Origin of the sequence: Herbaspirillum camelliae (assembly GCF_001929405.1) — a bacterium.
Classification (GTDB): Bacteria; Pseudomonadota; Gammaproteobacteria; order Burkholderiales; family Burkholderiaceae_D; genus Herbaspirillum; species Herbaspirillum seropedicae.
The window spans coordinates 2,452,053-2,475,418 of record NZ_KV880769.1; the positions used below are offsets into that span (position 1 = coordinate 2,452,053).

At 61.9% G+C, this 23,366-nt stretch carries 20 protein-coding genes; 8 read left to right on the top strand and 12 right to left on the bottom strand.

Translation table 11 applies throughout. The features are described from left to right. Positions 1-188: 188 nt before the first annotated feature. The gene (cysM, locus tag BGK68_RS10915; RefSeq protein ID WP_075259784.1) at positions 189-1,091 is read left to right on the top strand and encodes a cysteine synthase CysM; all 903 of its coding nucleotides are present in this window, start codon (positions 189-191) and stop codon (positions 1,089-1,091) included. A 98-nt stretch (positions 1,092-1,189) separates the two neighbouring features. Here the strand turns inward: cysM and BGK68_RS10920 are convergent, their stop codons facing one another. Continuing rightward, positions 1,190-1,537 (bottom strand): hypothetical protein, encoded by a 348-nt coding sequence (locus BGK68_RS10920; protein ID WP_041310237.1) that lies wholly within the window; start codon positions 1,535-1,537, stop codon positions 1,190-1,192. A 336-nt stretch (positions 1,538-1,873) separates the two neighbouring features. Next, the gene (locus BGK68_RS10925; protein WP_083657781.1) at positions 1,874-2,470 is read right to left on the bottom strand and encodes a DUF1415 domain-containing protein; all 597 of its coding nucleotides are present in this window, start codon (positions 2,468-2,470) and stop codon (positions 1,874-1,876) included. Positions 2,471-2,582: 112 nt separating this feature from the next. On the opposite strand from BGK68_RS10925, the gene BGK68_RS10930 reads away from it, so the two are divergent. Next, on the top strand, positions 2,583-3,125 hold the full coding sequence (locus BGK68_RS10930) for a YaeQ family protein (RefSeq protein ID WP_013233015.1): 543 nt from the start codon (positions 2,583-2,585) through the stop codon (positions 3,123-3,125). A gap of 57 nt (positions 3,126-3,182) precedes the next feature. Here BGK68_RS10930 and BGK68_RS10935 read toward each other — a convergent pair whose 3' ends face one another. From BGK68_RS10935 to mltB, 3 genes are all read right to left on the bottom strand, one after another. Then, the gene (locus BGK68_RS10935; RefSeq protein WP_075257119.1) at positions 3,183-4,355 is read right to left on the bottom strand and encodes a phosphotransferase enzyme family protein; all 1,173 of its coding nucleotides are present in this window, start codon (positions 4,353-4,355) and stop codon (positions 3,183-3,185) included. 4 nt (positions 4,356-4,359) lie between these two features. After that, a complete protein-coding gene (locus BGK68_RS10940; RefSeq protein ID WP_075257120.1) occupies positions 4,360-6,531 on the bottom strand; it encodes a TonB-dependent siderophore receptor in 2,172 nt (723 codons plus the stop codon). A gap of 77 nt (positions 6,532-6,608) precedes the next feature. Continuing rightward, positions 6,609-7,769, bottom strand: a complete 1,161-nt coding sequence (gene mltB, locus BGK68_RS10945; protein ID WP_075257121.1) for a lytic murein transglycosylase B — start codon at positions 7,767-7,769, stop codon at positions 6,609-6,611. A 215-nt stretch (positions 7,770-7,984) separates the two neighbouring features. Here mltB and BGK68_RS10950 point away from each other — a divergent pair, with 215 nt between their 5' ends. Beyond that, positions 7,985-8,926: a histone deacetylase family protein gene (locus tag BGK68_RS10950; RefSeq protein ID WP_075257122.1), complete on the top strand. Its 942-nt coding sequence runs from the start codon at positions 7,985-7,987 to the stop codon at positions 8,924-8,926. Positions 8,927-8,944: 18 nt separating this feature from the next. Here the strand turns inward: BGK68_RS10950 and BGK68_RS10955 are convergent, their stop codons facing one another. Continuing rightward, positions 8,945-9,811, bottom strand: coding sequence for a LysR family transcriptional regulator (locus BGK68_RS10955; RefSeq protein ID WP_075257123.1), 867 nt, complete (start codon positions 9,809-9,811; stop codon positions 8,945-8,947). 212 nt (positions 9,812-10,023) lie between these two features. On the opposite strand from BGK68_RS10955, the gene BGK68_RS10960 reads away from it, so the two are divergent. Both BGK68_RS10960 and ylqF read left to right on the top strand, forming a co-directional pair. Beyond that, a complete protein-coding gene (locus BGK68_RS10960) occupies positions 10,024-11,460 on the top strand; it encodes an MFS transporter (protein ID WP_075257124.1) in 1,437 nt (478 codons plus the stop codon). Positions 11,461-11,600: 140 nt separating this feature from the next. Next, positions 11,601-12,563: a ribosome biogenesis GTPase YlqF gene (ylqF, locus tag BGK68_RS10965; RefSeq protein ID WP_075257125.1), complete on the top strand. Its 963-nt coding sequence runs from the start codon at positions 11,601-11,603 to the stop codon at positions 12,561-12,563. 81 nt (positions 12,564-12,644) lie between these two features. Here ylqF and BGK68_RS10970 read toward each other — a convergent pair whose 3' ends face one another. The 3 genes from BGK68_RS10970 to BGK68_RS10980 form a co-directional block, all read right to left on the bottom strand. After that, positions 12,645-13,442, bottom strand: a complete 798-nt coding sequence (locus BGK68_RS10970; protein WP_075257126.1) for a MetQ/NlpA family ABC transporter substrate-binding protein — start codon at positions 13,440-13,442, stop codon at positions 12,645-12,647. 64 nt (positions 13,443-13,506) lie between these two features. Continuing rightward, on the bottom strand, positions 13,507-14,160 hold the full coding sequence (locus BGK68_RS10975; protein ID WP_013233024.1) for a methionine ABC transporter permease: 654 nt from the start codon (positions 14,158-14,160) through the stop codon (positions 13,507-13,509). Continuing rightward, on the bottom strand, positions 14,150-15,187 hold the full coding sequence (locus BGK68_RS10980) for a methionine ABC transporter ATP-binding protein (protein WP_075259786.1): 1,038 nt from the start codon (positions 15,185-15,187) through the stop codon (positions 14,150-14,152). Before BGK68_RS10980 ends, BGK68_RS10975 begins: the two co-directional genes overlap by 11 nt. Positions 15,188-15,757: 570 nt before the next feature. Here BGK68_RS10980 and BGK68_RS10990 point away from each other — a divergent pair. Next, positions 15,758-16,981 carry a porin gene (locus BGK68_RS10990; RefSeq protein ID WP_075257128.1) on the top strand — a complete coding sequence of 408 codons (1,224 nt, stop codon included), beginning with the start codon at positions 15,758-15,760 and terminating at the stop codon, positions 16,979-16,981. A gap of 301 nt (positions 16,982-17,282) precedes the next feature. Here BGK68_RS10990 and groL read toward each other — a convergent pair whose 3' ends face one another. Continuing rightward, positions 17,283-18,932, bottom strand: coding sequence for a chaperonin GroEL (gene groL, locus BGK68_RS10995; protein ID WP_075257129.1), 1,650 nt, complete (start codon positions 18,930-18,932; stop codon positions 17,283-17,285). A gap of 149 nt (positions 18,933-19,081) precedes the next feature. After that, positions 19,082-19,372 carry a co-chaperone GroES gene (gene groES, locus BGK68_RS11000; RefSeq protein WP_008115200.1) on the bottom strand — a complete coding sequence of 97 codons (291 nt, stop codon included), beginning with the start codon at positions 19,370-19,372 and terminating at the stop codon, positions 19,082-19,084. A gap of 392 nt (positions 19,373-19,764) precedes the next feature. Between groES and BGK68_RS11005 the strand changes: the two genes are divergently transcribed. Next, positions 19,765-20,511, top strand: a complete 747-nt coding sequence (locus tag BGK68_RS11005) for a DUF1353 domain-containing protein (RefSeq protein ID WP_075257130.1) — start codon at positions 19,765-19,767, stop codon at positions 20,509-20,511. 20 nt (positions 20,512-20,531) lie between these two features. Further along, positions 20,532-21,218, top strand: a complete 687-nt coding sequence (locus tag BGK68_RS11010; RefSeq protein WP_075257131.1) for a papain-like cysteine protease family protein — start codon at positions 20,532-20,534, stop codon at positions 21,216-21,218. A gap of 14 nt (positions 21,219-21,232) precedes the next feature. Here the strand turns inward: BGK68_RS11010 and BGK68_RS11015 are convergent, their stop codons facing one another. Then, entirely contained in the window at positions 21,233-23,362 is a 2,130-nt protein-coding gene (locus BGK68_RS11015; RefSeq protein ID WP_198937189.1) for an HlyD family secretion protein, read from the bottom strand. Positions 23,363-23,366: the final 4 nt, after the last annotated feature.

A 23,366-nucleotide genomic window follows, 5' to 3' on the forward strand; every position in this document is an offset into this window, starting at 1 on the left:
TATTGAGCGACGAGAAAATGTGACTTCGACGTCGTTATTTTTCTAAGCCTTTAAATGATTTGGCTATATCCTTATAAGCATCTTGTTAGGTCACAGCGTCTGCACATGCGTTCCAGTCATATTAGAATGATCGTTTCGACCAGAGATTGCGCCGTGCGCCAGTACGGTTGCGCAAGGAAGCCAAGCAGATGTCCTATCCGACCATCGAATCCACCATCGGCAATACCCCGCTGATCCTGCTGCCGCGCATCGGCGGCGAAGAAGCCAAGCGCCGCAACAACCTCATCCTGGGCAAGCTGGAAGGCAACAATCCGGCCGGGTCGGTCAAGGACCGCGCCGCCTTTTCCATGATCACCCGCGCTGAAGCGCGCGGCCAGATCAAGCCGGGCGATACCCTCATCGAAGCCACCAGCGGCAATACCGGGATCGCCCTGGCGATGGTGGCGGCCATGCGTGGCTACAAGATGATCTTGCTCATGCCCGAGAATCTCTCCGAAGAGCGCCGCCAGAGCATGGCGGCCTACGGGGCCAAGATCGTGCTCACGCCCAAGAGCGGCGGCATGGAATACGCCCGCGACCTGGCCGAACAGATGCAGAAGAACGGTGAAGGCCTGATCCTGGACCAGTTCGCCAACCCGGACAATCCGCTGGCCCACTACGAAACCACCGGTCCGGAAATCTGGCGCGATACCAAGGGCAGCATCACCCATTTCGTCAGCGCCATGGGCACCACCGGCACCATCATGGGCGTAGCCCAATACCTCAAGGAACAGAATCCGCAGGTGCAGATCGTGGGCGCGCAGCCGGAAGAGGGCTCGTCCATCCCGGGTATTCGCAAGTGGCCGGAAGCCTACCTGCCCAAGATCTTCGACCGTTCGCGGGTGGACCAGATCGAATCGGTCAGCCAGGCCGATGCCGAAAACATGGCCCGCAAGCTGGCCGTGACCGAGGGCGTGTTCTGCGGCATCTCGGCCGCCGGCGCCTGTGAGGTGGCGGTGCGGCTGTCGCACCAGCTGGAAAACGCCACCATCGTCTTCATCGTCTGTGATCGGGGCGACCGCTATCTGTCGACTGGGGTCTTTCCAGCCTGATGCCGTCAGCGGCGCAGGCTGCTGCAGAGCACAGCAATAAAAAACGGAGCCGCTGGCTCCGTTTTTTATTGCCCTACCGAGGCTTGGCCTGGCGCGGCTTACTCGGCGCTGCCGGTGGTCGGTGCAGCAGCCGGCGCGGCGCCTGGCTTGGGTTTGAACTGCTTGTCGCTGATGCGGAATTTCTCGCGGCGGTCGCCCATCAGTTCACGCAGTTCGCGGATGGACAGCTCGCTGACCTCGTGCATGCGGATCAGCAGCGAGGCACCCACCGGCAGGCGGCGGTGACGGATCTTGCTGATGACCGGTGGCGCGACTTCCAGCGCGCGCGACAGGGCCGCATCATTCTTCAGGTGCAACTTCTCGATCAGCGCATCCAGCAGGTGGTTGGGATCGTAGTTGACTTGATCGGAAATGGAATTGGTTTCAGCAGTATCGTTGGTAGTCATGATCGGGACGTTCCATTATGCAGATGTTTGTGGAAGGCTTTGCGCCTAAGCATTAATTGTTTGTAAAACTGCAAAACGCGACTGACGCTATTCTCGCCAAGGCAATGCCTCTTTCTGCAAGATATCGAAAGCCCTATCAAAGAACGACTTCAAAACAATGTCAGCAAGCTCTCTGTTCTCTGACCAAGTGCGCTTGAAGCAGCACAACAATAATTCTATGTCTATATAGAAATAATTGCACATTTTTCATGCAGTCAGAAAAACTTCTTCTGCAATAGTTGCAGCAACTCACTTTCGAATTTGTAACAGATATTAACAGGAAAAATTCGAGTTTTGCTAGCGTTGCTTATTTGTCACGACAAATGGGAGCATATTCCAGCCAGTTAGGCCCAGTTCGCGCAAAGTCGCCATATTTCGCTCGAAGATGGCCGATGCGTCGGGGTAGGCCGCCACGGCCCGGTCGATGCTGCTTTCTCGCAACAGGTGGAGGATGGGAAAAGGCGAGCGATTGCTGTAGTTCTCGATATCGTCGGGGCCGGCGTCGGCAAATTGATAATCAGGATGGAAGCTGGCGATCTGCAGTTCGCCGTCCAGTCTCATCCTTTCCAGGATGCGATCTGCCCAGTCCAGGAAGTCGTTGTATTCGTGAAAGTCGGCGAATGCGAGCGGAAGGATCAGCAAGGTAGTATCGATGTGCTCGGGATCGGATTTTGCCAGCAGGACGAGTTCTTCTTCCAGATCGACAGCTACGCTGTCCCAGTCCTGACCTTGGCTGACACGGTAGCGGACCTGGTTCTTTACATGGACGGATTTGGCAAACGGGCAAAGATTGAGGCCGATCACGGCCTGTTCCAGCCAGGCGCGGGTGAGGGGGACGACCTGGTCGTCGCCGGGAGCAGCAGGGGCGGGAGATGCGGTGTTCATGGCCGGCATTGTCGCATGCGCTCGCCGATGCGCACAGCGGGCCTGAATCGGCTATGCTTGCCAACCTTTGGCCGCGGCGCTGCATGCCCGGCCGCTCTCCCTTTTGCAAGCACAGATTCCCATGGCGCTCAAATCCACCATCTTCAAGGCCGACCTGCAGATCTCCGACATGGATCGGCATTACTACCAGCAGCACGCACTGACCATCGCCCGCCACCCCTCCGAGACCGACGAGCGCATGATGATCCGGGTGCTGGCCTTCGCTCTCAACGCCAGCGAGGCGCTGGCCTTCGGCAAGGGTCTTTCCGATACCGACGAGCCTGACCTGTGGCAGAAGGACCTGACCGGCGCGGTGGAGTTGTGGATCGAAGTGGGCCAGCCTGACGATCGCGCCATCCTCAAGGCTTGCGGACGGGCCGAGCGGGTGATCGTCTACAGCTACAGCAGCGTGTCCAATATCTGGTGGAACCAGACCGGCAGCCGCGTCGAGCGCGCCAAGAACCTGAAGGTCGTCAACATCGCCGCCGAGGCCAGCCAGGCCCTGGCCGCGTTGGCCCAGCGCACCATGCAGCTGCAATGCACGATCCAGGATGGACAGGTCTGGCTGGGGGCCAATGAGAACATGGTCTTGATCGAACCGCAGACCATCAAGGACTTTGCCTGATCGGCAGCCTCGGCAGCCGGTTTATCTTATCCACAGGCGCTTCCGGCCGCGCTTGTTTCAGCGCTGCTCGATTGCATCGGCCCGCTGGTGCAGATGTGCCAGCAGCCGCTGGCCTTCCGGTGAATGGAACCAGGCCGCATGGCCCAGGAAGTAGGCATCGTAGGCCAGCGAAGCATTGATCGCCGACTGCGTCACGCCATGGAAGTAATCCAGTTCGGCCAGCGCAAACTCCGCATGCACCAGCGGCAGCAAGGCCGCCAGCGCGCGTAGCTGGCGTGCGCTCAGCGGCGAGTGCGCGGCATAGCCGTCGAGCAGGGCGTCGAGCAGGTCCAGGTGTACCAGTTGTTCGTCACGCTGCGGGATGGCCAGCCACTCGACGATATTGCGTTCGATGGCGGTGGCCAGGTCATGCAGTGCGGTGGTGCGGTCGCAGAGGCCAAAGTCCAGCACCGTCTGCACCTGTGCCTGCGGGCTGGCGTCGCTCCAGAGCAGGTTGGAGGCGTGCCAGTCATTGTGCGTCCACAAGGGGACGAATTCATCCAGATAGGGCTTGAGCGCGGCGTGCCAGGGCAGCAGGTGCTGCGCTACCTCACCACGCCAGGGGCGCGCTTCGAGGTAATCGGCAATGGCAGGACGCTGGGCGATGTAGGCCTGCAGCGGACCCACCGGATCTTCCTGCGAGAAGATGGTGAAGCTGGCCACCAGCGGGCGCGCCGCCCGCGCTGGCGCTTCATAGCCAGCCGCCGCCTGATGCAGGCGCGCCAGCATCTGTCCTGCCGACCAGGCGTGGGCGCAACTGTGGAAGGGCGTCCACGACAAGGCCTCGCGATACAGGTCGACCCCGGCGGCCAGTGCAAACACTTCATAGGTCCAGTAGTCATCGGCCAGCGCCGTGGCTCCCGATTCGGTGGCCAGTGCGCAACTGACCGGCAGGCCCTGTGCCTGCAGATGGGCGACGAAGCGATGTTCCTCGGCCAGCGCCGCCATATCGCGCACCCGCACATGATGGCGCTTGACGATGATGGGGCCGCTCTCGGTCTGCATCATGCAGGCTGCCGAGAACGGGCGCGGGCTGTGCCACTCCAGCCGCAGCGGCTGGCCTACGCCGGGGTAATGGCGCAGCACGCGGGCCACCTCGGCCGAGGTCAGCGCCGGCCAGTCAGAGATGACGGGATCGGCGCCCATGCCATGGCTGATGACCCGCGTGAGGTGATGAGAGGCCGCGTCCATGCAATCAGAAATCGTATTGCAGGGACAGGCGCGCCGTGCGCGGCGCACCGAGGTGGACATAGCCGTCACCCAGGTACTGGCCGGCGTCTTTCCAGTAGCGCTTGTCGAAGAGGTTGTCGATATTGGCGCGCAGCGTGGCGGCATGGCCGTTGATGCGCAACTGGTAGCGCAGCCCGGCATTGAACACATGGACCGCCGGCAGGTTCACGCTGCCGTCGCGGGTGGCGGGCTTGCTGGCGCTGTAGTTCCAGCTGCCCATCACATTGACGCCCTCCATGCCCGGCACGGCGTAATCGGCATAGACCGCCGTGCGCAGGCGCGGCACGTTGACTACCTGCTGACCATCGAAGCTGGCCGTGCCGGTATCGCTGGCACGGGCGCGCAGCACCGTGGCGGTCGCGCCGATGGCCAGGCGTGGCGTCAGCTTGCCATTCGCACCCAGTTCCACGCCGGTGTTGGTCTGCTGGCCTTGCTGTACGTAGGTAAAGCCGACGGTGCTGTTGTCCGGCTTCTGATATTCATAGGCCTTGCGGGTCCGGAATACGGCAGCGGTCAGCGCCAGGTCGGGCGAGAGTTCGTACTTGGCCCCGGCTTCCAGCTGGCGCGCCACCGAGGGCGGCAGCGTGACCGGGAAGTTGCTGACCCAGAAGGGCGCGCTGCTGCCCAGCGACAGGGTTTCGGCATAGCTGCCGTAGAGCGAGAGGTTCTGTACCGGCTTGAAGATCAGCGCCAGTTGCGGCAGGAACAGGTTGCGTGAAGTATCGCGGGTCACCGCACCGGTGGAATTGAAGCTCTGTTCGTTGAGCCACACCTGGCGGCCGCCGGCCAGTACCTGCCAGCGCTGCGAGAACTGCATGCGGTCGCTGAAGAAGAGGGCTTTCTGGCGGCTGTCCAGGTTGCGATAGGCGGCGGGTATGACAGCGTTGGCCGCAGGGAGGACCGGCGTGCCGTTATAGATATTGCCCTGGCCCACCAGTACGCTGATCCCGTCGGACTTGTCCACGATCCGGCGCGACATCGCCATGCCCAGCGTGAGCTCATGCTGCACCCAGCCGCTTGCGAACTTGCCGATGGCCACCGCCTGCACTTCATCATTGCGGCGCTCGTCATTGGGAACGCGGTAATCGTAGACATCGAAGTCGCCATTGCTCGCAAAGGTCGGCGAAGCGCCATTGCCGCTGCCGTAGGGGAAGGCCAGGTAGTCGTCGATCACCGCGCGGCTGCGGCCCGCCTGCACATAGCCGCGCCAGTCGGCATTGAATTCGGTATCGATGCGCAGCCGTGTAGTGATCGAACTGTCGCGCACCGGCTGCGACCACGGTTGCGGCGTGAGCATGGTCGAGGGAGAGACACCCGAGGGCAGTGTCGTTCCGCCCAGCAGTTGGTAGCCGGCCACGGAGCGCTGGGCCTTCTGCTGGTATTCGGCATCGAACTGCACCAGCGTCTTGGCGCTGATGGCCCAGGTGGCCGAGAGCGAGGCGAAGTCGCGCCAGCCGTCGCCATTGCTGACGTAGGAATGGATGTCTTCATGCGCGGCATTGATGCGCAGGCCGAACTGCTTGTGTTCGCCGAAGAGCGCGCCCAGGTCGGTGGCCAGGTAGCGCGAACCATTGGAGTCGGTACCCAGCGTAATTGAACGTACATCGGCCGGACGCTTGGTGACGTAATTGACCAGCCCGCCCGCAGCCACCACGCCAGCCTGCAGACCTGCCACGCCCTTGAGGAATTCGACGCGCTCCTTGTTTTCCAGCGCGATGGTCTGTTCGCCGGCGACCGTCAGCCCGTTGACGCGATAGGCACTGGCCGGATCGAGCGTGAAGCCGCGGATGCTGAAGTTCTCGTAATAGCCCACCGGCGCATAGTTCTCATTGATCGAAGCATCGTTCTTGACCACGTCCGAGAGCAGCCGCGATTGCTGGTCCTTCATTTGTGCTGACGTCACCACGGCTACCGAGGCCGGCGTATCGAGCAGGGGCGCATCGTCAAAGCCGGCCACCGAGGCCGAGCGGGCCTGCGCGCCCGTAGCGCCGCTGGCGGTGACATTGATCGTGGGCAGGCTCTGGTCCTGGCTCTTGTTGTCGGAAGCGTCAGCGGCGCGGGAGGTAGCGGGCAGGCCGAGCGAGGTGCCGGCCAGCGTCAGCATCAGCGTGGAGGCCAGGGGAGCAATGCGTTTCATCGTGGTTCAATGGTGGAGGTCAGAAGCTGGAGCGCGCTGCAGGCGCGCTCCGTGGGGGCACAGCAGATGCGCCAGGCTCAGCGGTTGCGCGCTGCCGCTACGGCGCGGCCCAGTTCAGCCACCGACATCGCGTAAAAGTAGCTGCGATTGTACTGCGTGATGGCGAAGAAGTTGGCGGTGCCGATCCAGTACTCGGTGGGGTTGGTGCCATTCTGCAGGTCCACCAGACCAAAGCGCAGGTCGGCCGGCACATCAGGCAGCACCACGCCGGCGGCGCGCAGTTCATCGACGCTGTACTTGGCCTCCAGGCCCTGGTTGAGCATGGTTTCCCATTGACGGTTCTCGGTCGAGACCGTGACCGGGAAGGCCACCGGCTGGCCGCGCTGCCAGCCATGGACGGCGAGGTAATGGGCCACGCTGCCAATGGCGTCCACCGGCGAATTGCGCAGGTCGATCTTGCCATCGCCATCGAAGTCCACCGCGTATTCGCGGATGCTGCCCGGCATGAATTGCGGCCAGCCGATGGCGCCCGCGTAGGAGCCGCGCAGGGTGAGCGGATCAATGCCGGCTTCACGCGCCAGCAGCAGGGTGTTTTCCAGCTCGCCACGGAAGAAGGCCATGCGCGCTTCGCGATTCGGCGTGTTCGGATAATCGAAGGCCAGCGTGCTGATGGCGTCCATGACGCGGAAGTTGCCGGTGTTGCGGCCATAGACCGTTTCCACCCCGATGATGCCCGCGATGATTTCCATCGGCACGCCGTACTGCGCCTCGGCGCGCGCCAGCGCCACGCCATAGGTATTCCAGAAATCGACACCGGCATTGATGCGCACCGGTTCCACGAAACGCGCGCGATAGGCGAACCAGTTCTTGGGCTTGTTGCTGGGCGCCGGCTTGATCAACTGGATGGCGCTGTCGAGATAGCGGGTCTGCGCGAAGAGGCTGTTGAGCTCGCTGCGGCTGAAGTGGTTGCGTTCCACCATTTCATCCATGAAGCGGGCCACTTCCTTCCACTCATTGAAATTGACGAATTCACCCTGGTCTTCGGGCACGACCTTCTTCTTGGCCGGGGCTTTCTTGGGACTCTGCTTGTTGCTGGTGGAGGCAGTCTTGCTTTGCTGGGGCTTGCCGCTCTTGCTTGCAGCAGCGTTGTCCGCGCACAGGGCGGACGAAGCAGCGCACAGACCGAGGACGAGCAACAGGGACGACAGGCAATTCAGGCGAGGCAGGGAGATGGGCATGAGCGGAGGCTGGTGAAGCGTTCTGGTCGCGAAGACGGGGCAAGCCGGGGCAAATAAGCCTGCAAGTATACCGCATCAGACGTGCTGCCCTATCACGGTGCATGCCAGCAGCTCAGGCTTCGTACACGATGCGCGACAGCGGATGTACACTAGCTCAACGAGACAACCCGGGCCGGCGCCTTTCAGCAGCTTGCCCGATAGCAATAAGAGCAACAATGACCACCGCCATCTATACGCACGCCGATTGCCAGCGCCATGAAATGGGCGATTGGCACCCCGAGTCGCCGGCCCGCCTGCAGGCCATCGAAGACCAGCTCATCCTGAGCCGCATCGACCAGTTTCTTGATCGCCGCGAGGCGCCGCTGGCCGATCCGGCTGAGCTGGAGCGGGTGCACAGCCCGGCGGCGGTGGATTTCGTGCGGGAACACAGCCATGCCCTGAGCCTGTCCGGCGAGCGTTACTATTCGGTCGATGGCGACACCCTGCTCAACAAGCACAGCTGGAAAGCCGCCCTGCGCGCAGCCGGCGCTGCAGTCGCGGCCACCGATGCGGTGCTGGCCGGCGAACTGGACAATGCCTTCTGCGCCATTCGCCCGCCCGGCCACCATGCCACGGCCGACAAGGCCATGGGTTTTTGCCTGTTCAACAACGTCGCCGTGGCGGCGCGCCATGCCATTGACGTGCATGGACTGGAGCGGGTGGCGGTGATCGACTTCGATGTCCACCACGGCAATGGCACGGAAGACATCTTTGCGCATGACCCGCGGGTGCTGATGGTGAGTTTCTTCCAGCATCCCTTCTATCCCTTCTCCGGTGATGGGCCCACCGAGCCGCACATCGTCAATGTGCCGGTGCCGGCCTATTCGGATGGCAATGCCGTGCGTACGCTGGTGACCGAGAAGTGGTTGCCGGCGCTGCATGCGCATCGACCGCAGATGATCTTCATCTCGGCCGGCTTCGATGCCCACCGCGAGGATGACATGGGACAGATGGGGCTGGTGGAAGCCGACTATGCCTGGATCACGCGGCAGATCATGAAGATCGCCGACCAGTATGCGCAGGGGCGCATCGTCAGCTGCCTGGAAGGCGGCTACAACCTCTCGGCGCTGGCGCGCAGCGTGGTGGCCCACCTGAAGGTGCTGGCCGATCTTGAATAAGTTGACTTTTCCACAGGCTCAGGCCGCCTCATAGGCGGCAATGATGGCGTCGGCCACTGCGCGCACCCGTGCGGTGCGGTTCAGGTCGCTATGCAAGACCAGCCACATGTCATAAGGCGTCTCGCGCTGCGGCCAGACGCGCACCAACCCGCTGGCCTTGTCGCCCACATGGGTGGGCAGCTCGCCCAGGCCGAAGCCGGCTTGCAGGCAGTCGTACATGACCAGCCCGGTACTGACTTCCATGGCCACCTGCGCATTGATGATCGACTCCCCGCAGATCTGCTCTGACTTTGCCGGCAAGACACTGCGCTGGTAGATCACCACGTCGTGTCCCTTCAGCCCGGTGCCCGGTTCGGGCAGGCCACGTTTCTTCACATAGCTTCTGGAGGCATAGATGGCCTTGTGCAGGCGTTTGAGGTGGCGCGCGATCAGATCCGGCGCATCCGGACGCAGGGTGCGCACGGCAATGTCAGCCTCGCGCTTGGTCAGGTTGGTGATCTGGGTTGAGGTGGACAAGACCACCCGGATATGGGGATGTTCCTGGCGCAGCCTATGCAGCGCAGGGATCAGGAAGTGCCGCGCCGTCACATCGGTGGTGGCCAGCCGGACCACCCCGCACAGACGTTCGTCGATGCCCTGCATCTGCCGCTGCAATTGTTCGGCGCCTTGCTCCATCTGCTGCGCAGCGGCGGCCGCCATCTCGCCGGCCGGGGTCGGGACGTAACCATTGGGCGTGCGCAGGAACAGCCGCGCACCCAGCGATTTCTCCAGCGCCGCCAGGCGCCGGCCCACCGTGGCCTGGTCAAGCTCCAGCGTTTCAGCGGCCCCGCGCAGCGTGCCCACACGGTAGATGGCAAGAAAGATGCGGGCGTTATCCCAGTCCATGATCGATGATCCCCGTTTGATTGCTTGATTACTTGATTTTCTGATGCAGATTTGCATCGGGCTGCTGATTTTATACCTATTTATTGCATCACCAGCTCAGCCTAGAATCTGCCCCATCGCTGGCCGCCCCCGTTCATGATCCGGGTGGCGGCCCGTCCGCTTTGCCTCATTGCCTGATTGGCTTGTTGCCTTGTGCAGAAAGAGAATCCGCCATGTCTTGCCCCTCCACGCCTGCCGCAGCGGCCCTGGCCGCTCATCCTCCCGCCGCCAGCACCGCCCTCACTGCGCGTGCCGGCATGCTGCCGCTGGTAGCGCTGGCCATCGGCTTCGTCATGGCCATGCTGGATGTGACGGTCGTCAATGTCGCTCTCTCCAATATCGCCGCCAGCCTCAATGCGCCGCTATCCGCGCTGGTGTGGATCGTCGATGGCTATACCCTGACCTTCGCGGCCATGCTGCTGGTGGGCGGCGCGCTGGCCGACCGCTTCGGTGCGCGCCGACTTTATCTGGCCGGGTTGTTCCTGTTCGTGCTGGCCTCGCTGCTGTGCGGGGCTGCGCCCAACGGTCCCTTCTTGATCGCGGCACGCCTGCTGCAGGGCTTGGGCGCGGCCTTCTTCATGCCCAGTTCGCTGAGCCTGCTGACGCACGTCTATGAGGATGACCGCGTGCGTGCCCGCATGCTGGGCGTCTGGTCGGCGACCGTCGGTCTGGCCGCTGCTGCCGGGCCGCTGCTGGGCGGCGTGCTGATCCACTGGCTGGGCTGGCGCAGCGTGTTCCTCATCAACGTGCCGGTCGGCCTGCTGGGTTTGCTGATGGCACGCAAGCTCATTCCCCAAGTCGCGGGGCACGCCCGTGCGCTGCACCTGTTCAGCCATCTGGCCGGGGTGGTGATGCTGGCAGGGCTTTCCTTCGTGCTGATCCAGGGGCCGGTGTATGGCTGGGCTTCGCCGCGCATCCTGGCGGCGCTGGCGGTGACGGTGCTGGCCGCCGTGGCGCTGGTGCGCCATGAACTGCGCGGCATCGCGCCGCTCTTGCCCAAGGCCTTGTTCGCCACACCCCAGTTCGCGGCGGCCAATGGCATCGGTTTCCTCATCAACTTCGGCGTCTATGGCAACCTGTTCTACCTGGCCCTGTTCCTGCAGCAGGGGCGGGGTGCGGATGCCTTGCAGACCGGCTTGCAACTGGTGCCGATGATGGCGGTGATCTTCTTCGGCAACCTCATGTCGGGCCGCATGTCGGCGCATTGGGGGCCGCGTGTGCCGCTGCTGCTGGGCTTGTCGGTGGGGACGGTCTTCACCGCCCTGGCCATGGGCTTCAGCCCCGCCACGCCCTACTGGCTGCTGGCGCTGGTGTGCGCCTCGGCCAACCTGGGCATCAGCACGGCCATTCCGGCCATGACCACGGTGGTCATGCAGGTGGCCGGCAAGGCCCATGCCAATAGCGCCGCCGCTGCGCTGAACGCCAATCGCCAGATCGGGGCGCTGGTCGGCGTGGCCCTGATGGGGGCGATCCTGCATAGCGTGAGCGGCTGGAACCTGCGCAATCCGCTGGCCTTTGGCGTCATGGCGGTCGGCTATGCCGGCGCCTTATGGTTGGTCTGGCGCTTCGTTGGCGTTGTCAAAGAGCAATGGCAAGTACGCCGCGCCTGAGCAAGATTGTTGTTCTGCATCCAACAGCCGGCCCCGGATTGCACGCGGCCGGCTGTTTTATCGGGGATTTGTTAGGGTTTGGCGGGGCAGGGCCGTAAAATAGCGCCTTCCACGAAATACGCATCAGAAAGAAGCCCCGCATGTCCATCCAATGGTTCCCCGGCCACATGAATTCCGCCCGCCGCAAGGCAGCGGAGAGCATGGAAAAAGTCGATATGGTCATCGAAGTCGTCGATGCCCGTCTGCCGCAGGCCAGCTGCAACCCGATGATCGAGCAGCTGCGCAATGCGCGTCAGCGCCCCTGCCTGAAGATCCTCAACAAGACCGACATGGCCGACCCGGTCGCCACGCAAGCCTGGATCGACTATTACAACAGCCAGAAGGGTGTCACAGCGGTGGCCTTGTCCTGCAAGAAACCTGCGGACGTGGCGCGCGTGCCCAAGCTGGCCATACAGGTCGCGCCGCATCGCGGCACGGCCCTGAAGCCCTTGCGCATGATGATCATGGGCATTCCCAACGTAGGTAAGTCCACGCTGATGAATGCGCTGTTGAAAAAGCGCGTGGCCGCCGTGGGCGACGAGCCCGCCGTGACCAAGACCCAGCAGCGTCTCTACCTGGGCAACAACATGGTCTTGACCGATACCCCCGGCATGCTCTGGCCCAAGATCGAGCATCCCAGCGATGGCCTGATGTTGGCGGCCAGCCATGCGGTGGGCAGCAATGCGCTCATCGAGGAAGAGGTGGCGACCTTCCTGGCCGACCTGCTGCTGCAGCGCTATCCGCATCTGCTCAAGGCGCGCTATGGCTTCAATACCGAGGGGATGGATGGCGTGGCGGTAGTGGAGGGCGTGGCGGCCAAGCGCGGCTTCCGCCTCAAGGGCGGCGACTACGATTTCGAGAAGGCCGCGCATACCTTCCTGCAGGACTACCGCAGCGGCGCGCTCGGTCGCATCTCGCTGGAGACGCCGCAATCGCGCGCCGAATTGCTGGCGACCTATCGCTCCACTGACAATCCCGATGCCTTGTCGGCGGAAGATGAAGAGGACGAGGAAGAAGACGATGACTGGCGCAATGCGCCGGATCATCGGGAACGCAGGGATTAATTATTTATAAGATTGACTGTTCAGTAACAGTAAAAAGGCCAGCGCGAAGCTGGCCTTTTCGTTTGCAGCGGGGCAGGGGGATTACCAGGAGGTGATCACGGAACCCTTGTACTTCTCCAGCACGAACTTCTTCACTTCCGGGCTGTGGTAGGCCTTGACCAGCTTGGCGACCCAGGGCTTGTCCTTGTCGGCGGCGCGCACCGCGATCACGTTGGCGTAAGGACCGGTCGAGGCTTCCACTGCAATCGCATCCTTGGTCGGCGACAGGCCGGCCGATTCAGCATAGTTGCCGTTGATGACAGCAGCGTCGAAGTCATCCAGCGAACGCGGCAGCTGGGCGGCGTCCAGTTCGACGATCTTGATCTTCTTGGGGTTCTCGACGATGTCCAGCGGGGTGGCCTTCAGCCCGGCATCGGCCTTGAGCTTGATCACGCCCTTGGCTTGCAGCACCAGCAGGGCGCGGCCACCGTTGGTCGGATCGTTGGGCACGCCCACGCGCGCACCTTGCTTGAGGTCGTTGAGCGACTTGATCTTCTTGGAGTACACGCCCATCGGGAAGGTGATGGTGCTGCCCACGCTGACGAACTTGTAGCCACGGTCCTTGATCTGCGCATCCAGGTAGGGCTGGTGCTGGTAGGAGTTGGCGTCCAGGTCGCCGGCGGCCAGGGCCGCGTTGGGCTGGATGTAGTCGGTGAATTCGATGACCTTCATCTGCACGCCGTCTTTTTCCAGCAGCTTCTTGACCTGCTCCATGATCTCGGCGTGGGGACCGGCGGTCACGCCCATCTTGATCTGGTCCTGCGCGAAGGCGGGAGCCGAGACCAGGCCGGCGGCCAGGCCCAGGCCTGCGATGAATTGAATCAACTGACGACGCTTCATGACTTTCCTTTCAGGCTTGTGATGTGGGCAGCGGGTAGCTGCCGTTTCTTGTATGAGTGCAGGTTCAGCGGTGGCTGAGCTTGCGGACCAGCAGGTCTCCCAGGGATTGCACCAGCTGGACGAACACGATCAGGATCAGCACCACGGCCAGCATCACTTCCGGCAGGAAGCGCTGATAACCATAGCGGATGCCCAGGTCGCCCAGGCCGCCGCCGCCGATCGCACCCGCCATGGCCGAATAGCCCACCAGGCTGACGAAGGTGATCGTAAGACCGGCGACGATACCAGCAAATGCCTCAGGCACCAAGACCTTGTAAATGATTTGCCAGGTGGTGGCGCCCATGGCTTGCGCCGCTTCCACCAGGCCGTGATCGACTTCGCGCAGGGCGGTCTCGACCAGGCGCGCGATGAAGGGCGCAGCAGCAATGGTCAAGGGCACGATGGCCGCTGCGGTACCGATGGAGGTGCCGACGAAAAAGCGCGTCATCGGAATCACCGCCACCAGCAGGATGATGAAGGGCGTCGAACGCACCGCGTTGACCAGCAGCCCGGCGATGCGGTTGAAGGCCACGTTGGGCAGCACGCCCTTGGCTTCGGTGATGTGCAGGGCGATGCCCAGCGGAATGCCCAGCAGCGAGCCGACCACGCCCGAAATCACCACCATCATCAGCGTCTCGCCGAAGGAGCTGACGAACAGATCGATCAGTTCAGATGACATGGTTGAGCTCCTCGACGACCACGCCCTGTTCGCGCAGGTATTGCATGGCCTGGTTGAGGTTGTCCTGGGTGCCGTTGGCGAGGATCGCCAGCGAACCGAACGCCTGGCCCTGGATCTCGTCGATCTGGCCGTGCAGGATATTGAAGTCCAGGTTGAAGCGGCGCACCGCTTCCGACAGGTGCGGCTGGTCCACGTCATTGCCGGTGAAGGCGAAGCGGAACAGGTGGTCCGTGCCCTGGCCGGCGTCGGCACGCGCCAGGCGTTCGCGCAGGCGCGCCAGCACGCCCTTGGGCAGTTCGTGGGCGATGACGTCGCCGATGAGTGCGCGGGTGACTTCATGGCGCGGCTGGCGGAACACGTCCAGCACCTCGCCCTGTTCGATCACCTGGCCGGCTTCCATCACGGCCACGCGGTCGCAGATCTGCTTGATGACTTCCATCTGGTGCGTGATCAGCACGATGGTCAGGCCCAGTTCCTTGTTGATCTTGCGCAGCAGTTCGAGGATGGAGCGGGTGGTTTCCGGGTCCAGCGCCGAGGTGGCTTCGTCCGAGAGCAGCACCTTGGGATCATTGGCCAGTGCACGGGCGATGCCCACGCGCTGTTTCTGGCCACCGGAGATCTGCGCCGGATAGCGGTCGCGCAGGGCAGTCAGGCCGACCAGTTCCAGCAGCGGCTCGACCTTGGCGGCGATCTCGGCCTTGCTCTTGCCGGCCAGTTCCAGCGGCAGGGCGATGTTGTCGTAGACGCTGCGCGAAGAGAGCAGGTTGAAGTGCTGGAAGATCATGCCGATGCCACGCCGCGCTTGGCGCAACTGGGCCGCCGACAGCGCGGTCAGGTCCTGGCCGTCGAGCACGATGCGCCCGGACGTGGGGCGGTTCAGCAGGTTCAGGGTGCGCACCAGCGTGCTCTTGCCGGCGCCGCTGCGGCCGATGATGCCGAAGATCTCGCCTTTGCGGATCGACAGATCGACCTTGCGCACCGCTTCGACATTGCCGAAGCGCTGGGTCACAGCTTGTATTTCGATCATGATGGAAAGAAGAAATGGCAGCGAACCCGGGTCCTGCGCCAGCGAGGGCATCGGGAGGACGCCGCGGGCGGGTGAGGGCCACAGGTCTCCACTGCCATCAGTATTTTTATAAGAAGCCGCTATTTTAAGGCGGAGCGGTTATATGGGGAAAATAATTTTCGCCTTTGCATATGACATTGGCGTCTTAGCATCCGGCGGGAAAGCACGTCGGTGCTGGTGCGCGGCAATCGACTGCGGGAGCGGTACGTGGCCTTCTCGAAGTCCTTTGAGGGGGAGGAATGAATATTGTTAATTTATTCATTTTTCTTTACCGACTGTCGTATTGTTGCCTGTTTTTCTTTTTCTTTACCCGACTGAAAGCGGATTTTTCTCTCATTCTGTTTGTTGCAACAAAGCTGCGGAAAATTCTTATAAAAGCTTTGATTTCAAATTATAAGGTGATCGAGAAAATAAAATCGGTTTAGATTGCCGTTGACTTCTTGATATCTATCCGGAAGCCAGGGCGTCGAGCCCGCCCTTGCGGCGGCCGCGCCCGTCAATCAATAGCAATCAAACCACTTCGGAGTTCCTATGAAAAAGTCCCTCCTGGCACTGGCCGTCCTGGGTGCATTCGCCGGCGCGGCCCATGCGCAAAGCAGTAGCAGCATCACCATCTATGGTGTGATCGATGCCAGCCTGACCTATACCAACAAGATCGCGACTGATGGCAAGAGGACCGGCAGCCTGACCGCTGTGGAGTCAGGCCTGGTAAAGGGTTCGCGGCTGGGCGTAAAGGGTAGCGAAGATCTGGGCGGCGGCCTCAAGGCAGTCTTCACGCTGGAAAACGGCTTCAACGTCGATACGGGCGAAGCGGGCCAAGGAAAATTGATGTGGGGCCGCCAGACGACCGTGGGTCTGAGCGGCAACTTCGGCACCGTGCTGGTCGGCCGCCAGAACGATCCGCTCAACGATATCGGCGGAATTGCCTCGGCGGGCGGCTTCGGGGTCCCCGGCACCGTCCATTCAAAAGGCCTGGATCGTACCGACGGTCAACGCCTCAACAATTCCATCCGCTACAACTCGCCCAACTTCAGTGGCCTGAGCTTCAGTGCCATCTATGGCTTCGGCGAACAGGTCGGCAGGGCCGTCGGCGGTCGATCCATCGGCTTGGGCAGTCAGTACGTCAACGGTCCATTGAGCCTGGGCTTGGGTTACTTCCAGAGCAAGATGGGCGGTGGCAGCGATGGCTCCAGTGATGTCAACGCCAAAGCGGCTTGCAACGGCGCTGGCGAGAAGGACCACGCCGGCGATACCTGCCTGAAGACCTGGACCCTGGCGGCGGCTTACCAGTTCGGCCCGGCCAAGGTCTATGGTGCGTTCTCGCATGTGAAACTGCCGCTGGCCAAGGTGCATCTGGATGAGAACAACAAGCGCAAGAGCTTTGCGAAGATGTACGACCCTAAGACCGAGCTTGGCTATGCTCCGACCGACAGCAGCGCATTCTCCATCGGCGGCACCAACCACCAGTCCAGCCAGACCTTCGACATCGGCGCGAGCTACCAGCTGATGCCTAGCCTGGCCCTGATGAGCAGCGTTCAGCATACCCGCGCCAAGTTCATCGGCGCGCACAGTGGCCGCCTGCTGCAGTTTAACCTGGGCGCCAAGTACGACCTGTCCAAGCGCACCAGCGCCTACGCCCTCGTGCGCAACCTGCGTTCGTCCGACATGTACAACGTCGGCCTGAGCAAGGACCAGGAGCCTGGCATCGATCGCAGCCAGACTGCCATCAGCACCGGCCTCATCCACAGCTTCTAAACAAGGCACTGCGTCGCGGCCCCTGGAAGCCGCGATGTTTGGCCCGCATCCTTTTACGGGGATGCGGGTCTTTTTCGTGCTGAGAGAGCGATGCCTGTATGGCTGCGAAGGCAGACTTGGCGGTCGCCCCCGTCACTCGTTCTCTTATGGGTTGGCTGCATGCTTGTCTCGGTGTCCATACAGTCAGTCGTTATTCGCGCAACCGGACGCCCATGAAAAAACCCGCATCGTCGCCGATGCGGGTTTTTCCTTGCAGCGTGCAGCACAGGCCATGGATTCCATGGCCATGGCCGGAGGGCAATTACATCATGCCGTCCATGCCACCCATGCCGCCCATACCACCCATGCCGCCAGGCATGCCGGCCGGCTTGTCTTCCGCCACTTCGGCCACCAGGGCGTCGGTGGTCAGGATCAGGCTGGCCACGGAGGCAGCGTTCTGCAGGGCCGAACGGGTCACCTTGGCCGGATCCAGCACGCCCAGTTCCACCAGGTCACCATAGGTGCCGTTGGAAGCGTTGTAGCCGAAGTTGCCCGAACCTTCCAGCACCTTGTTCACCACCACCGACGGCTCGTCGCCGGCGTTGAAGACGATCTGGCGCAGCGGCTCTTCGATGGCGCGCAGCACGATCTTGATGCCGGCTTCCTGATCGGGGTTGTCGCCCTTCAGGTCCTTGACGTTGGCGCGAGCGCGCAGCAGGGCCACGCCACCGCCAGGCACGACGCCTTCTTCAACAGCAGCGCGGGTAGCGTGCAGGGCGTCTTCGACGCGGGCCTTCTTTTCCTTCATTTCGACTTCGGTAGCAGCGCCAACCTTGATCAGTGCAACACCGCCAGCCAGCTTGGCCACGCGCTCTTGCAGCTTTTCACGGTCGTAGTCGGAGGTCGCTTCGCCGATCTGGGTACGGATCATCGCCACGCGAGCTTCGATGCCAGCGGCGTCGCCGTTGCCGTCGATGATGGTGGTGTTTTCCTTGCCGATTTCAACGCGCTTGGCTTGGCCCAGTTCAGCCAGGGTAGCCTTTTCCAGGGTCAGGCCGACTTCTTCGGCGATCACTTGGCCGCCGGTCAGGATGGCGATGTCTTCCAGCATGGCCTTGCGGCGGTCGCCGAAGCCAGGCGCCTTGACGGCAGCGGTCTTCAGGATGCCACGGATGTTGTTGACCACCAGGGTAGCCAGGGCTTCGCCTTCGACGTCTTCAGCCACGATCAGCAGCGGACGGCCAGCCTTGGCGACTTGTTCCAGCACCGGCAGCAGGTCACGGATGTTGGAGATCTTCTTGTCGAACAGCAGGATGAAGGGATTGTCCAGAGCGACGATCTGCTTCTCTTGGTTGTTGATGAAGTACGGCGACAGGTAGCCACGGTCGAACTGCATACCTTCGACGATGTCCAGCTCGTTTTCCAGCGACTTGCCGTCTTCCACGGTGATGACGCCTTCCTTGCCGACCTTTTCCATGGCCTTGGCGATGATGTCGCCGATGTCCGCGTCGGAGTTGGCCGAGATCGAGCCGACTTGAGCGATTTCCTTGGAGGTGGTGGTGGGCTTGGCCAGGTTCTTGACTTCGCCGACGATGGCGGTGACAGCCTTGTCGATACCGCGCTTCAGGTCAGTCGGGTTGAAGCCGGCGGCGACGTACTTGAAGCCTTCGCGCACGATGGCCTGGGCCAGCACGGTAGCGGTGGTGGTACCGTCACCGGCGTTGTCGGAGGTCTTGGAAGCGACTTCCTTGACCAGCTGGGCGCCCATGTTTTCCAGCTTGTCCTTCAGTTCGATTTCCTTGGCGACGGAAACGCCGTCCTTGGTCACGGTCGGGGCGCCGAAGCTGCGCTCCAGCACGACGTTGCGGCCCTTGGGGCCCAGGGTGACCTTGACTGCGTTGGCCAGGATGTTGACGCCGTTGACGATCTTGGCGCGTGCTTCATCGCCGAAAATAACTTGCTTTGCTGCCATGTTGGATTCTCCAGAAATTCGGTTCAGTTCATGTCGCCGGGCTCGGGCCTGAAGCTTCAGGGAGCACCGGCTGCTGTCTTGTTGCCGATGGCCTTCATGTTTTCTCTACCTATATAGAAATAGAAGGAAAAGGAAGGCCGGATGCCGAATTACTTCTCGACGACGGCGAACAGGTCTTCTTCGCGCATGACCAGCAGTTCCTGGCCATCGATCTTCACGGCCTGGCCGGAATACTTGCCGAACAGAACGCGATCACCGACCTTCACGGCCAGTTGGCGGACCTTGCCATCTTCCAGGATCTTGCCATTGCCGACGGCCAGGACTTCGCCTTGGTCCGGCTTTTCGGTCGCTGCGTCAGGCAGAACGATACCGGAAGCAGTCTTGGTTTCCTGGTCGAGGCGCTTGACGATAACGCGATCGTGCAAAGGGCGAAGATTCATGAGAACTCCTTAATTTTCAATAAGTTAGCATTGATTGCGGCGAAGCCTGCAACGGTTTTCTTCCAAATGCAGCAAACCTCACCGCATGAAAAAGGGGATTGCGCCCGGCGGCGCTGTTAGCACTCTGCCGTGACGAGTGCTAAGTATAGGGATGGGTTCCGGAATTTTCAAGGCGTCAATTGCGGTCTGGGTGATTGAGCCTTGCTGATGACGGTGAGCCGCCGGACGAATTGATCGCGGCGCTGCTCGGAATTCATCCATGCATCTGCACCACCACTGGCACGGCAATTCTGAACGAGGGCCGACAAGGAACGTTGCACCAACCTGCCCACCGCCCCATAATCTGATCCCGTTTTGCGGGAATATGTAACTAAAATTCAACAGGGGGATGTATGAAGTTCGTTTGGGGGTTGATGGCCGCATTGCTCATTCCGACATGGGCCACGGCGGCTGGCAGCGAGTCTGATGCTGGAACGTCTTACGGAAAATTCGTCGGCGAAGTCGTCGCCAAGTGGGGACCTGATGGCCGCACGATGGAGCTGACGCAGCCATTTACCTATATCGATGGCGCTGGAACGCACTGGAATGCGCCCGCCGGTTCGGTGGTTGATGGCGCATCCATTCCCCGTGCCGCCTGGTCGTTCATCGGTGGTCCCTATGAAGGAAAGTATCGCAAAGCATCGGTCATCCATGATGTCGCGTGCGATGAAAAAGCACGCCCCTGGCAGGACGTTCATCGCGCGTTCTATCACGCCATGCTGTTGGAGGGAAACGATCCCTTCACGGCCAAGGTGATGTACGGCGCCGTCTATCTGGGCGGGCCGCGCTGGGAGCAGAAAAAAGTGATTGCCAAGGTGCCTTATGCGAAGCTTGACTCCACGCTCCGTGAAATCTATGCAGACGCGCGATCTCGCCAGGAGAGTGTCCGGACCGAAGTACTGCGCATGCCCGGATCGAATGCAAATGTGCCGGACGGACAAGTGGGTATCGGCGGACCTCAAGAGCAAGATGACCGGACCTTGATAGTCAGTTTCATCTCAACCCCGGTCGAGATCGATGAGCAGGAATTCAAGCGCCTTCAGGCCTTCGTCAAGAACAACAATCCCTCGTTGGAAGAGATCGAGAATTTCCAGCCTTGAATGAGTGGAGAGATTGTTGAATGATGAATATGGTCAGGAAAAACCGTCGCCTGGTGCTCGGCGGGCTGGCATCTTTGATGCTCGCCAGACCTCTCGCGGCCCATGGCAGTGCTCCGATGGCTTCGCCTCGATGGACGGTCTCACCGGTGGACCAGGGGCATTCCAATTTGTGTTGGCTGGCATGCGTCACCATGATGATTTCCTGGCGCGCCTCGACCTCGTATTCAATGAGCTGGGTGGCGAAGCTGCTCGGCGCACCCTTCGAGGCCTATTATCAGGACGGTATCCAAGGGCGTGCCAATCAAGGCCTGCTGCTTGGTGACGAGGTCGAGCTGTTGGCGAAAAGGGCTGAGCTGACGCGTTATGGCTTGGCCTCTTTTGATACTTCCTGGTGGCTAAATCAATTGCAGTACGGCCCTTTGGTCATTCTTGGCATGAACCCTGATGCTCAGATCGGGCATGCCAAGCTATTGGTCCAGTTGGAGCCAAGCGGATCATCGCCGACCGACCTGATCGCGACGGTGGTAGATCCTGCCACCGCAAGGATTGAGCGCCAGCCATTCCTGGCGCTGATTCAGTTTTACGAAAGGCTGGCGCGACAGCCCTTGAAATATGCATTGCTGCAGATACTGAGTTCCTATAATGCCAATGCAACACCGGACGGGGCAGATCAGCTCTTGTCCATCTTGAAAGGGGAGGCAAGCTAACCGGCCTGCACGAACTAGAACCCCGCCTCCCGCCAAAACACCGCCATGGCGTTCTTCAAGAAGCGCAGCCCCGGTGCTTCCCATTGCGCGGCGATGGTGACCCGTCCGCGCCAGCTGTGCTGCATGATGGCACTGCGGGCGCTGCGGACATCGCCGGCATCATCGGCCTCGACATTGAACACCACCCGATAGACGGCGCGCTCCGGATAGAGCGTGCCATTCTTCTCGCGCACCGCAATGTGGCCGCCGTAGTTGCTCGCCAGCGGCGCTTCGCCCAGCGTCGGGCTGGCGTTCTTGTCGATGCTGGACAAGCGCAGATGCAGATTGGGACCAGCCATGCCATCGGCAATGAAGAGCGCACGATCACCCTCGTCAATACGATGGATGTCATCTTCATCCACATAGGTCACGACCTGCCAGCGGCCATCACCGATCAGGCGGCCCAGCGATTCGCCCTGGGTGAGCCATTGGCCGACCCGCAGATCAGGGTTCAGGTCTTCCAGCCTGCCGGCGTAGGGCGCGATGGGCTGGTAACGCTTGCGGTCTGCTTCCACCGTGGCTTGCTCGGCTTCGGTGGAGGAGAGCTGCTCGTTGAGCAACTGCCAGTTCTTGCGGGTCTCCTGATCGAAACTGGCTGCATTGGATTGCAGCGCGAGTTGCTGCTGACGTGCCTCGTTGATCTGATTGCGGCGTATCAGGTCGGGTGAATTGAGCAGCATCAGCGCTGCGTTGGCCGCGACCTGGCTGCCGTTGGCCCAGGGCAGCGCGACTACCTGGGCATGCGCGGGGGCGTACAGCTCCAGTTGCTGCACAGGTTGCAGCAAGCCCGAGCTGGCAATGCGGGTCGGCCAGGGCAATACGAACAGCAGCAACAGGATGACCGCGGCGATGGCGCTGCGGCGATAGCGTCCGCGCTGACGGATCTGCGGCCAGCGCTTGCGCCATTCCAGCAGCTCCAGCCGCAGCGGCAGCAAGACGAACCAGCCGATTTCCACCATGAACAGGAAAATCCCCGCTGCCTTGATGAAGAAGTGATACACCAGTACCGCCACGCCCAGGAAGACCGTCAGGCGATAGATCCAGACGACCCAGGCAAAGGCGACAAGTCCTTTGTGCAGGCGCGCGGGCAGGTGTTCCGGCACCGGTTCGCCGATGGCAAACAGACGTTCGCGCAGGTCCCAGCGCGCCAGCGCAAAGGACCGGCTGTGCAGGTTGGGCAGTTGCAGATAATCGGAGAGGAGGAAGTAACCATCGAAGCGCATGAACGGACTGGCATTGACCAGCACGGTGGTGACCCAGGTGGTGGTCGAGAGCAGGAAGGCCACCGCTCGCGGCAATCCCTCGGGAAGCACCACCCAGGCCAGCGTCGCCCAGGCTGCGATGATCAGTTCGGTGGCGATGCCGGCGGCGGCCACTTGCAGCCGTTGATGGCGTTGGCTCAGTTTCCAGACCTCATTGGTATCGGTATAGGCCACCGGCCACAACACCAGCAGTGCTACGCCCATGCTCGGGACCCGGCAGCCATGGCGCTTGGCGGTGAAACCATGTCCCAGTTCATGCAGCGTCTTGACCGCGATCAGGGTCGCGCCATAGGCGGCCAGGCCTTGCCAGGTAAAGTGATCCACCAGCGTACCTGCGAACTGGTCCCACTGGCGGTACACCCCCAGCAAGCCCAGCACCGCAGCGATGACGGTGAGCTGGAAGAAACGTCTGCTGTACAGAAAAGCCAGGCGCGGGCTCCAGCGCGACAGCCAGCGATCCGGCTGTACCAGGGGCAGGCGCAGGAACAGGTAGTTGTGCAGCAGCCATTGCCCCCAGCCTTTGCGCTGCCGGTCGCGTTGTGCGGCCAGGATCGGGGCGCTGCCGTCGGGCGGGCGCAGCAGCTGGTTTTCCTGCAGGAAGTGCGCCATCGCTTCCACTTCCTCGGCATCGATCTGCAAGGTGGTCTCGGCATTGACCTCGGTGACGATGACGTCGGGCTTGCGTCGGGGCCAGCGGCTGAGGATCTCGAAGCCGCTCCAGTCGATCTGGAAGAACAGGTTGCGCACCGGGTCCTGCAAGGTCCAGCTAGGCTGGCCATCGGCCAGCGGCGGACCGGGCAGCAGCGCCAGTTCGTCACGCAGCGGGGGAAGCTCGGCAATCATCGGC